At 28.7% G+C, this 13,242-nt stretch carries 10 protein-coding genes; 1 reads left to right on the top strand and 9 read right to left on the bottom strand.

Annotated features, from left to right (window positions below; genetic code table 11):
* Window positions 1–12: 12 nt before the first annotated feature.
* The 4 genes from BOBLI757_RS02635 to guaB form a co-directional block, all read right to left on the bottom strand.
* Window positions 13–315, bottom strand: a complete 303-nt coding sequence (locus BOBLI757_RS02635; RefSeq protein ID WP_046305197.1) for an urease subunit gamma — start codon at window positions 313–315, stop codon at window positions 13–15.
* A gap of 18 nt (window positions 316–333) precedes the next feature.
* A complete protein-coding gene (locus BOBLI757_RS02640) occupies window positions 334–1,143 on the bottom strand; it encodes an urease accessory protein UreD (RefSeq protein ID WP_046305199.1) in 810 nt (269 codons plus the stop codon).
* Between the two features lie 311 nt (window positions 1,144–1,454).
* The gene (gene guaA / locus BOBLI757_RS02645; protein WP_046305200.1) at window positions 1,455–3,062 is read right to left on the bottom strand and encodes a glutamine-hydrolyzing GMP synthase; all 1,608 of its coding nucleotides are present in this window, start codon (window positions 3,060–3,062) and stop codon (window positions 1,455–1,457) included.
* Window positions 3,063–3,162: 100 nt separating this feature from the next.
* Window positions 3,163–4,626 carry an IMP dehydrogenase gene (gene guaB, locus BOBLI757_RS02650; protein WP_046305202.1) on the bottom strand — a complete coding sequence of 488 codons (1,464 nt, stop codon included), beginning with the start codon at window positions 4,624–4,626 and terminating at the stop codon, window positions 3,163–3,165.
* A 657-nt stretch (window positions 4,627–5,283) separates the two neighbouring features.
* On the opposite strand from guaB, the gene mqo reads away from it, so the two are divergent.
* Window positions 5,284–6,888, top strand: coding sequence for a malate dehydrogenase (quinone) (gene mqo, locus BOBLI757_RS02655; RefSeq protein ID WP_046305203.1), 1,605 nt, complete (start codon window positions 5,284–5,286; stop codon window positions 6,886–6,888).
* Window positions 6,889–6,904: 16 nt separating this feature from the next.
* On the opposite strand, the gene der is transcribed toward mqo, so the two are convergent.
* From der to BOBLI757_RS02680, 5 genes are all read right to left on the bottom strand, one after another.
* Window positions 6,905–8,302, bottom strand: a complete 1,398-nt coding sequence (der, locus tag BOBLI757_RS02660; RefSeq protein ID WP_046305205.1) for a ribosome biogenesis GTPase Der — start codon at window positions 8,300–8,302, stop codon at window positions 6,905–6,907.
* Between the two features lie 77 nt (window positions 8,303–8,379).
* On the bottom strand, window positions 8,380–9,555 hold the full coding sequence (gene bamB, locus BOBLI757_RS02665; protein ID WP_158332970.1) for an outer membrane protein assembly factor BamB: 1,176 nt from the start codon (window positions 9,553–9,555) through the stop codon (window positions 8,380–8,382).
* A 243-nt stretch (window positions 9,556–9,798) separates the two neighbouring features.
* Window positions 9,799–11,085, bottom strand: coding sequence for a histidine--tRNA ligase (hisS, locus tag BOBLI757_RS02670; protein WP_046305210.1), 1,287 nt, complete (start codon window positions 11,083–11,085; stop codon window positions 9,799–9,801).
* A gap of 11 nt (window positions 11,086–11,096) precedes the next feature.
* Complete coding sequence (gene ispG / locus BOBLI757_RS02675; protein WP_046305212.1) at window positions 11,097–12,239, bottom strand: flavodoxin-dependent (E)-4-hydroxy-3-methylbut-2-enyl-diphosphate synthase; 1,143 nt, start codon at window positions 12,237–12,239, stop codon at window positions 11,097–11,099.
* A gap of 317 nt (window positions 12,240–12,556) precedes the next feature.
* The gene (locus tag BOBLI757_RS02680; protein WP_052712352.1) at window positions 12,557–12,970 is read right to left on the bottom strand and encodes a helix-turn-helix domain-containing protein; all 414 of its coding nucleotides are present in this window, start codon (window positions 12,968–12,970) and stop codon (window positions 12,557–12,559) included.
* Window positions 12,971–13,242: the final 272 nt, after the last annotated feature.

Consider the following 13,242-nt stretch of genomic DNA (forward strand, 5'->3'; position numbering starts at 1 on the left):
TATCTATATTACCTAAATAATTGGCTCATGCACAGTCACTAATTTAGTTCCATCACAAAAAGTTGCTTCAATTTGTATACAAGTAATCATTTCAGGAATTCCCTCCATCACTTCCTCTCTACTTAATACCTGTCTACCTAAATACATTAATTCTGCTACACTACGTCCTTCACGTGCTCCTTCTAAAATTGCAGCACTAATAAGTGCTATTGCTTCCGGATAATTTAATTTTAAACCACGAGCAAGTCTACGTTCCGCTAATAACGCTGCTGTAAATAATAATAACTTATCTTGCTCTCTCGAAAATAAATTCATATAGATATAATTACCTTGTTAAGTAAACCAAATACGTGGAAAAACTGCATTACAACCAATAATTTTAGGACGTACCATGCTCCACATAAAACATAATATCTTATTTAAAATACGATTATCATTATCTAACAATCGTACTATTAATAATTCACCTAAAAGAGTGGCACCGTAAAGCTTAACACTACTAGTTTGTAAATACAATTTTATCTGATCTAACATTAACTGATCAGATGGCGTAGCAAAAAAAATAGCACTCATTTGAAATCCACCTATTTTATCTAAAACACCCTTATTAATTCGTAATCGATCCATTAGACCAATACAATTAAATAAACGAATATGTAATTTACTATTCAATTCTCCCTCTTCAAAACTTTTTTGCAATAAAGGAAAACCAAAACATAAAGTATCAAAACCAATTAATCGTGATCCTTGTTCTAAAAAAAACGTAGTATCTATAATAACTTTAGCTTGAGGAAACAAAATACTACACTGAGGTAACCATTCTAATGAACTATTTTTATCAAGAACAAATTGTTGATTTAAAATAACATACGGTCCGTTACTACAATAAAATTTAGTAGCACTAGGCATCGTTAACAATACTTGACTGAATGCTGCTAAATCAACATTAAGAATTAACCTATCACCTCCTACTAAACCACCAGGAGGATATAACAAATAAACATGAGGTATATTACACTCAGGATAAAATGATCTTTGTACGATAAATGGACCACGATGATTTAATGTACTCAATATAGTACGACCATTTTTACAGATATCAAAGCATAATTTTAATTCACCCACCCATTTACTATTATACATATATTAATCAGTATTAAAGTTAGATAACATAGTTACATTACCACTAAAAACTCAACAAAGTATTTATAAACTGTTAGTGTTATAATAAATAATATAAAATATCATTTTATAAAATACAATTATTTTCCTTATAATATTATTATAACTATAAATATATTTTAAAGATATCTATCTTTAAAATAAATGAATAATTTAAAAAATAAAAAACCAACACTTATGACAATAAAATATAACTATATATTATAAATTTAATAATTATAACAACAAAATGACGGTTATTTTGTTATTATTAATTTTAACTATATCATATGTTATTCCCATTCAATTGTAGCAGGAGGTTTACTAGAAATATCATAAACGACACGAGAAATATCACTAATTTCATTAATAATCCTATTAGCAACTTTAGTAAGAAAAACATTAGACAACACAGTATATTTAGCAGTCATAAAATCAACACTATTGACAGCCCGCAAAGCAACTACCCAACCATACTTTCGATTATCTCCAACTATTCCTACTGACCGTACAGATAAAAATACAACAAAAGCTTGACTAATTTTTAAATATAAATTTGATTTTCTTAATTCTTCAATAAAAATTAAATCTGCTTTACGTAATAAAATACAATATTCTTTTTTTACTTCTCCTATAACCCGTATAGCTAACCCAGGACCAGGAAAAGGATGTCGATAAAGTATATTTACTGGTAAACCCATAGAAAAACCCATTTTTCGAACCTCATCTTTAAAAAAATTTCTTATAGGTTCAATAAGTCTAAATTTTCTATTACCAGGTAACCCAGCAACATTATGATGTGATTTTATTATACGAACATAACTATGATCTAATGCAGCAGACTCAACTACATCTGAACAAATAGTCCCTTGAGCTAACCATGTTATATTAGCTAAAGATTGCATTTGTTCTTCAAAAATTTCCATAAATATTTTACCAATAATTTTACGCTTCTCTTCCGGATCATATATACCAATTAAAGAACCAAAAAATCGTTCTTCTTTAGCAAGATAAATAATATTCATATTATAATCTTCACAAAATGCCTTAACATTTTTATAATCTTCATTAAAACGTAACAATCCATTATCAATAAATAAACAAATTAAATTTTTACCAATAGCACGATGTAATAATAATGCAGCAACCGAAGAATCAACACCTCCAGACAATCCAAGTATTACTCGATCATTTTTTACTAATTTACGAATATTAAAAATTATTTTTTCTATAATTATATTTGAATCTAATAAAGATCGACAATGACAAATATCAATCACAAACCGTTCCAGTATACGCCTACCTTGTTTAGTATGAGTAACTTCTGGATGAAACTGTAATCCATACAAATTCCGCTGTTCGTTGGCTATAATAGCAACTGGACAATTGTTAGTATCAGCAACAATGATAAAATCTTGTGGAACAGATATCACTGTATCATTATGACTCATCCATACATTCAATATGGGTACTCCTTTTTTACTGACAAAATCATAAATATCACGAACTAAAAAATTGTCAACAAGCACATTTACCTGTGTATAACCAAATTCACGTTGTAAATCATTAGTGTGTACTTCCCCTCCTAATTGAACAACCATAATTTGCATACCATAACATATCCCTAAAACTGGAATTCCAGAACAAAACACATAATCTGTAACACGAGGGCTAGATACATTAATGATGCTCTCTGGACTACCTGACAGCACAATTCCATTAGGATGAAATTGACGAATTTGCAATTCACTTACATTATAATTCCATATCTCACAGTAAACGCCTAATTCTCGAATAATTTTAGCTATTAACCGAACATATTGTGAACCAAAATCCAAAATTAAAATTCGATATCTATAAATATCCAAATCATAAGATTTTTGCTGTTTTTTAATATTCATAATTAAAAAAAATCTACTAGTACGTAAATTACATTACATAACAACAATAAATATCTTAAAAAACATAAATAAAATACGTATTAATTTACACAATTATTTATCATTCTAACCGATAATTAGGAGATTCTTTTGTAATAACAACGTCATGAACATGACTCTCTCTAATACCAGCACTACTAATACGAACAAATTTACTTTTAGTGCGCAAATCATTAATAGTTTTACAACCCATCAATCCCATACAGGAACGCACACCGCCCATAAGTTGATAAATAACGTCTTTTAACAATCCTTTATACGGCACTCTACCCTCAATGCCTTCTGGAACTAATTTCCCCATCGAATTATTAATTTGAAAATACCTATCCGAAGAACCCCTAAACATTGCAGCTAAAGAACCCATACCTCTATATGTCTTAAAAGATCGTCCTTGATAAAATTCCATCGCTCCTGGTGATTCTTCAGTTCCAGCAAATAATGAACCAATCATAACGCAAGCAGCACCGGCTGCTAAAGCTTTAGCAATATCCCCAGAAAATCTAATACCTCCATCTGCAATGACAGGAATATCAGTATCTCTTAAAGCCTTAACCACATCCGAAATAGCAGTAATCTGTGGTACACCAACTCCTGTAATAATGCGTGTAGTACAAATAGACCCAGGACCAATACCCACTTTTACAGCATCTACACCAGATTTAACTAATGCTAAGGCTCCTTGTCCAGTAACAACATTGCCGCCTATAATAGACAAATTAGGATGCCTTAAACGAATATCTTTAATAATTTTCAAAACTAATTCCGAATGACCATGTGAAACATCAACTAACAAAACATCAACACCAGCATCAATCAATCTATCAATATGATATTCATTCTGAGTATTTACACCAATAGCCGCTCCAACACACAATCGTCCATGACTATCTTTACAAGCATTAGGCTTACGTTCAGCTTTTTCAAAATCTTTTGCCGTGATCATACCTTGCAAATGAAATCTTTCATCTACTACTAATGCCTTCTCTACACGTTTTTCATGCATTTTACTAATGACTATTTCACGAGATTCCCCTTCTTGTACGGTTACTAATTTTTTCTTAGGAGTCATTACTTCAGAAACAAACATAGTCAAATTATTAATAAATCTCATATCACGCCCAGTTATAATACCCACTAATTCATTACTATCAGTTACTACTGGATATCCAGCAAATCCATTACGAAGAGTCAATTCTTTTACCTGAAATAAGGTAGTGTTGGGAGTGACACATTGTGGATTACTAACTATACCACTTTCATAACGTTTAACACGCGCAACTTCTTCAACTTGACGCTTTATAGACATGTTCTTATGAATAAAACCTATACCACCTTCCTGGGCTAAGGCAATTGCTAAACTAGACTCCGTAACCGTATCCATTGCTGAAGATAATATAGGAATATTAAGCAAAACCTGCCTAGTTACTTGACTTCTGAGATCAACTATACTTGGCAACACCGCAGAATAAGCCGGAATAAGTAGTACATCATCAAATGTTAACGCTTCTTTTACAATACGTACCATAAATTATCTATTAACTAACACCCATAATAATGAATAAAATATTGAAGAAATAAAAAAGCAACAATATAAAACAAAACATAATTCTAGCATTAATTTATCTAAATAACCAAAACCTCTACTTAATAATTTAAATAAACAATAATAATATAATTCATTCAAATATTAATATTAAAATATATAATAGCTAAACCGTTAAACTTATTCAAAATAATAATACATAATTCAATAAAATACTGCAATAAAAAGCATTAAAACCATAAACAAATCACAACTTAAAAATTAAATTTACATAATAAAAGCATAAATACAATAAAACATTTATATGTCAAAAGAAAATAATAACACGAACTAAAGCCAAAACAAAATAAAATCCAAAAACACTATATAAACAAATTTGTACTAACTCATATAACTAAATAATAGAAATATAAAATTTCTTAATTTAAATTGTAATAGTACAATACTTACATACAGTAAGGATTATAATCCAAGATGATACAAAAATACTACAAGTAAAATGATAAAAAACTACTAACATAATTAAATTATATTATAATAATAAATATCAAACTTATTATCTTGAATCGATCAAAACATAGTAATATACTTCGTGTCATTTACATAAAAACACTTTATAGCAGCAAATGAGCAAAATATATGCAGGAATATCATAACGTAAAATTAAATAACAATTGTTATATAACACAACAAATATTCTCTAGCAATACAAATACAATTATACCAATAGATATAGTATTAATCGGTGCTGGAATAATGAGTGCAACATTAGGCATGTTTATAAAAATACTCAAACCCAATTGGACAATTAATATATACGAACGTTTAAAAAAACCAGCGCAAGAAAGTTCTAATGTTTGGAACAATGCCGGAACAGGACATGCAGCGTTTTGTGAATTAAATTATACAACACAAAAAAAAGATGGATCTATTGATATTAATAAAGCTATAAAAATCAATGAATCATTTGAAATATCTCGTCAATTTTGGGCATTTCTAGTAAAAGAAAAAATTCTCAATAACCCTGCATCTTTTATAAATAACGTTCCTCATATGAGTTTAGTATGGGGAAACAATAACATTGACTTTTTACGCAAAAGATTTCAAGCATTACAAAATAGTATATTATTTTATGGTATGACATATTCAGAAAACAACCAAGAGATTAATAAATGGATTCCATTAGTAATGGATGGACGTAATCCTCATCAGAAATTAGCAGCTACTCGCATGGAAATAGGTACTGATGTAAATTTCGGAGAAATTGCTAAACAATTATTAGATGCATTGCAAAAAGATAACAATGTAAATACACACTACAATCATATAGTAACAAAAATCAAACGCAATAACAACAAATGGATAATATACGTGACAGATAACAATAATAATAATGCTCAACAAAAAAAAATACATACACGTCATGCATTCATAGGAGCAGGAGGCGCTTCTTTACCACTTTTACAAACTTCTGGAATTAAAGAAATTCATGGATATGCAGGTTTTCCCGTAGGAGGACAATTTTTAACTACGCACAAACAAAACGTCACGCTAAAACATTTAGCAAAAGTATATGGTCAAGCTCCAATTTATGGACCGCCAATGTCTGTACCACATCTGGATACTCGTATTATCAATGGACAACAAATCTTATCATTCGGTCCATTTGCTACATTTAATAGCAAATTTCTTAAAAATGGTTCTTGGACAGATCTATTTAGTTCGTTAAATAGACACAATTTATTGCCAATATTACAAGTAGGTTGTAATAACTTACAATTAATACAATACTTAATCAAGCAATTAATAATGTCAAAACAGGATCGTTTTAACGCTCTGCAAGAATTCTATCCACAAGCTAAATTAGAAGATTGGAAATTAATACAAGCAGGACAACGCGTACAAATTATTAAAAAAAATATTAATAAAACCAAAAAGTCTTTATTACAATTTGGCACTGAACTAATCAATTCCTCTGATAATACCTTATTCGCGTTACTTGGTGCTTCACCTGGAGCATCAATTGCAGTATCAATAGCATTAGAATTAATACACAAGATATTTAAACAACACATTAATACTGCACCATGGGACAATAAACTTCTAGAAATCATACCATCATATAAACAGAAACTCGACAACAATATAATACTAACTAACAAAATTCGTCGTAATACCTGTTCAATATTAAAACTAAAAAATATAGAAATACAACAAATTAAATATTTAATGATAAAACAATAATGATCATTAACATAAATTATCTATTAATAAAAGGATTGCTGATTTCATTAAATTGCAATTTAATCATATTACCCACAACACATAATGAATGACTAAAATAATTAATTAAATAACGCTTATAATGACAAGTTAAATTCTTAACTAAATGGCCATGAATTACTATAATGATTGGATTGTAACCACCTATATGAGCATATTTTAATGTGATACGTCTGCCGTATACCAATGGTGGCTTATGTGCATTAATAGCCATTTGTACAATTCTAGTTAAACGCCCCGTGTTAATAGGTTCTATAGAACATTGATAAGATTTTAAAATAGAATTCATCATATTGTGAATCCCAATTTGATATAATGCAGAAATAAAATGTACATTAACAAAAGAAACAAAATTAATACGATGAATTATAACATCTTTTATTTTTCTACGTACATTAGTTGATAACTTATCCCATTTATTTACTGCAATAACCAATGATTTACCTTTACTAAAAACAAAATTTAATAAAAATAAGTCTTGATCAGTTACACCATCATTAGCATCTAAAATTAATAATGCAACATTAATTTCACTAATCATTTGCAATGTTTTTGTTACAAAAAATTTTTCCATAACTTCTGAAACTTTACCTTTCCTACGTATTCCTGGAGTATCAATCAAAATATATTGATGTTTACCATACACTACAGGTACATGTATATTGTCGCGTGTTGTACCTGGCACATCGTATACTATAACTCGCTCTGTATTTGAAATACAATTTATAAAAGTAGATTTACCCACATTAGGTCTACCAATAACAGCTAATTTAATAGGTAAAGGTTCAGATTGCAAATGTAAACTTTTAACATCCGATGTTATACTTTTGTATTTTACACTTTTATATTTTACTACATTACAATTATAATTATTATACACGTCAATATTTAATACAGATATTATTTTTTTTAACAAATTCTTAATACCATAACCAGAAATTGCAGATATCGGAATTATCAATTTAATTCCAAAAACATAAAAATTATCTATAACATTCTTTACGTTTATACCATCCACTTTATTAACAACAACAATAATATTTTTTTTAAATCTATATAACAATTTAATAATATTATAATCGTCCTCTAATATTCCTAATCGAGCATCAACTAAAAATAATATCAAATCAGCTTCCTTGGCAGCTACAAATGATTGATTATTAATATGCAATTCAATACCATTCTTTGCTTGATTAATACCTCCAGTATCAATAAGGACAAATGTGTATCCATGCCATTTCATATCACCATATTTACGGTCACGTGTTGCGCCTAATTCATCTGCAACCAATGCATTGCGTGTATGAGTTAAGCGATTAAATAGCATAGATTTCCCTACATTAGATCGCCCTATCAACGCTATAATAAATGTCATAATTATATGATCCATATATTATTTAATAATAATAACTAAAAGACCTATCTATATTTAAACAAAAATAACTAAAAACATCATAAAAGAAATCCATAAACTCTATTTTTTCTTAATTGTATAATACATTTATTCTCTACAATAATAGATCTTAAAATTTCAGAAGAACATATTTTTTGCTGTAAAAAAATACTGCCATCATTTATATCTATCAAATAAATATATCCCTTTCTATCTCCTATAACTATATAATTGTTATATATTCCAGGAACAGTTAATTCTTTATATAGCAAATTATCTTGTTTCCATAAAATTGCACCATCATGTGCATTAACAGCAATAATTTGATCATTTTGATCTATTAAATACAATACAAAATTAACAGCCACCATATTTTTTATTGAAGAAATATCTTTAAGTGACCATATTATTTGTCCAGAATAAATATCCAATGCTACAAGACTATCATTATAAGATTGAGCATAAACAACATCATTGATTATTATAGGAGTTGTTGTAATACTATTAAGATAAAAGAATTGCTTAAGTTCATTAACTGTTGTAATTTTTTGTTGCCAAAGTAATTTACCCTGATTCAGCAATAATGCGCTAAGTGTACCATCATCATGACTCAGTAAAACCATATCCAAAAATTTCACAGGAGATGGTTTATTACGTAAAGAAAATAAAGGAACATCAAAACTTACAGTCCATTGTATAGAACCATCACATTCATTTAATGCTTGAAATACACCTGTACTAGTATGTATCAAAACACTACCATTACTAATCACTGGTGAAGATAAAACTTCACCCATAACCTCAGTTTTCCAAATAACCGCACCCGTTTTTGCACATATTGCGTACACTTTAGCTAATTCACTACCAATATAAATTTTATCATTTGCAAAAGTTATACCTCCAGACAACAAAATAGGCGAACTACTTAACTTCCTACCTTCAATAGAAAATGATAAATCTATTTTCCAAATAGTTTTACCACTATTAATATCTATTTTTTTTATTATACCATCACGATGTGCTATAAAAATATTTGTATCTTGACAAATAGGATGTAAATTAGAATAATATTTTGCAATACCATGACCAATTGCAATACTCCACAATTTTGTTAATCGATATTGATTATGTATGTTTAACAATGATAATTGTGTAAATGTTTTTTTTTCATGAGCAATACACAAACAGTCACTAAAGAAAGTGATTGTTAGCACAATAAACAAAATGTAATACAACACACACCTTCATAAGTTCATTAGTTTAAATTAATCATTGTAAATAATTACAATGTCATTTACATACAAAAATCATTATAGAACAAAATATATAATATATAAAACAATAACAATAATTTTACATTATCATTAAAATAAAATTATTAAATAAATATAATCAAATAATTAAAATAAAATTTAATTATAATTATATTAAACAATAACATTCATAGGTAAAACAATTAATTATTACAACAAAATATTTCATAATTTAAAAATTGATGCTAAACGAATCATAAGATTATTTTCTTCCAACATTTCCTGTACTCCAGAATGCAAATCTCGAATAAGAACATGTTTCATAAGAAATTCTTTTTTACCTAAAATCAAAGCTATACGAGCACCATTTTTATTTGCACGACTCAATTGCTTTTTTAAACTTCCACCACCATGGTTAGTAATTACTCGTAAAGATGGTAAAGCATCTCTAATTCGTTCTGCTAATAATATAGCACTCCCTTTCAAACATTCATCAACTGAAATCAGATATATATCTAAATGCAACAAACGAGCATTTGAATGTAAACCAATATTCACGTCATTAATCAACAAAATTAATCTTTCTATACCTATAGCAAAACCTATTGCAGGAGTTTTCCGTCCACCTAATTGTTCTACTAAAGTGTCATAACGTCCTCCTGCGCAAAAAATACAATGAGAATCTACATTCTCATAAAACCATTCAAAAACTGTACGATTATAATAATCCAAACCACGAACTAAACGCGTATTAATTTTATATTTAATGCCAGACAAATCTAATAATTTACATAATTGAGAAAAATGCACATGCGACTCTTCATCTAAATATTCAAAAAGAGAAGGAGCTTCTTTCAAAAAATGTTGCTCAGCAACATTTTTTGAATCCAATAAACGCATTGGATTACAATAAAAACGACGACGAGAATCTTTATCTAAAAGATCTAAATACGGTGTCAAAAAATTCACTAATGCTTGACGATAAGCAAGACGAGTGTTAAACGAACCAATAGAATTCAATTCCAAATATACATAATCACTAATACCTAACAACCGCCAAAAACGGTAAGTCATCATAATCAACTCAAAATCAATATCTGGACCTTGTTGGCCAAAGACTTCAACATTCAACTGATAAAACTGTCGCAAACGCCCTTTTTGTGGACGTTCATGACGAAACATCGGACCTAAACACCATAAACGTTGTTCTCTACTGAAAAATAAATTATGTTCTATACCAGCACGTACACATCCAGCTGTTCCTTCAGGACGCAATGTTAGACTTACACCATTACAATCATCAAAAGTGTACATTTCTTTTTCTACTACATCAGTAGTAGAACCAATTGCACGACTAAACAAAGAAGTATTTTCTAAAATAGGCAATTTAATTTCATTATAACCATAAGTAATTAACACACTTTTGAAAATATCTTCAATATATTGCCATAAGGGAGTATCATTAGGCAATACATCCCTCATTCCTCGTACAGCCTGAAGGATAGTACTCATAATTATTTATTTTATTCTCTATCTTTTAATTTATTTATTCTATTACATAAAATGATATTTTTTTCTTGTGCATCTAACAATGCAGCTTTAGCGCGAATATGAACTTCCAATTGATCAATCAATGATTTATTGTCAAAACGTTTTTTTTGTCGTATACCATCTTCATAATAAGAACTAGTATTATGCCCGCCAGCCACTCCAATAGTCGAAACTAAAGCTTCGCCTGGACCATTAACAACACAACCAATAATAGAAACATCCATGGGACGAGAAATATCTTCCAGTCTTTTTTCAAGAATATTCACTGTAGATATAACATCAAACTCCTGCCGTGAACATGTAGGACACGCAATAAAATTAATACCTCGTGAACGAATATGCAACGATCTTAAAATATCAAAAGCTACTTTTACTTCTTCCACAGGATCAGCTGCTAAAGACACGCGTAAAGTGTCTCCAATACCCTCTTGTAATAATAATCCCAATGCAATAGCAGATTTTACAGTACCATTACGGAAACCACCTGCTTCAGTCAACCCCAAATGTAATGGTTGATCAGTTTGTACAGCTAATCTACGATACGCTTCGATTGTTAAAAACACATCGGAGGATTTAATACTCACCTTAAATTGATCAAAATTTAATTTATCTAAAATATCAATATGACGCATTGCCGATTCTAACAAAGCATCTAATGTAGGCTCTCTATATTTTTTTAATAAATCACGTTCTAACGAACCCGCGTTAACCCCAATACGAATAGATATATTTTTATCTTTTGCAGATGATACCACTGAATTAATTCGACTAATATTTCCAATATTCCCAGGATTAATACGTAAACAATCTGCTCCATATTCAGCTACCTTTAAGGCAATGCGATAATCAAAGTGAATATCTGCCACTAAAGGCACTGTAACTTGTTTTTTTATAATTTTAAATGCTTCCGCCGATGCCAACGTAGGCACTGCAATCCGCACAATATCAACACCCGCATCTTTTAAAAGATTAATCTGTTTTACAGAATTTTCAATATCTGTAGTACGAGTATTCAACATCGATTGCACAGCTATAGGAGCAGCATCTCCTATAGGCACGCTACCAACATATATCCTTTTAGATTTTCTTCGAACAACAGTCGTTAAATTACTCATTATTTATATTAATTAAATATTCCCACAGAATATCTATAAATGAAATCCTGATCTATAAAAACCAAAACTATATAAAATAAAATATTCTAATATCTTCCTATAAAAAACGATTGTACTTTTAATAAACAAAAAACTCAATAATAAACAGAACAAAATACACACAAAAACACACAACAAAAAAAATTAACATTCAAAAAAACAATTACATGAAACCACAATAAACTAGTTAATAATTAGTATTGATATTACATCATTTTCATTATTTTTAAAATTATCAAAAAATGGTTATTGATACATACTAACAACATTATCACAATCTACTTTATAGTAACACCAATAATAAAAAACACTAATATAACTATTAAAACAAACATTAAACAAGAAATTTTAATTAACCAATTATATTTTTGTAAATAATTTATTTTTTTTAAAGATAAACTATGTGAGCTAGTAGATTTTGAATATAAATTTGGATATTGTTCAGACAACATTAACATCACTTCATCATCAGAAATATGCACTAATCTAGCATATGAACGAATATACCCACGAAAAAAAATTGATGAAATATTCGGATGAATATCATTTTCTTCAATATCACGAATTGTAGAAATTTTTAAATACAATCTATCAGCTACTGCTTGTTGACTTAATCCCATAACTTCTCGAGCATTCCGCAAACGTTCACCTATCGTAATCGTCTTATGTCCCTGATCGTAATCATTATTCATTTATTACTCTAACTAATTTTGTTGCTAATAACAACTATACGAAACTAACTGCAATTATTAAAATCATTATCAATTAATAATAACTTTAATAATACAACAAATAACTAAATAATTATAGTTGTAATATTGAATATTTAATTAACAATACTCACAACCCTCTTATCATAATATAAATATTAACTGTTTTTGTTTTAAACTTATTCATATCACACCATATATACTAAAATAAATTAATATAAAAAATAATATTAACTTTAATATTTTAATTATCA

Origin of the sequence: Blochmannia endosymbiont of Camponotus (Colobopsis) obliquus (assembly GCF_000973545.1) — a bacterium.
In the GTDB taxonomy this organism is placed as follows: Bacteria; Pseudomonadota; Gammaproteobacteria; order Enterobacterales; family Enterobacteriaceae; genus Blochmanniella.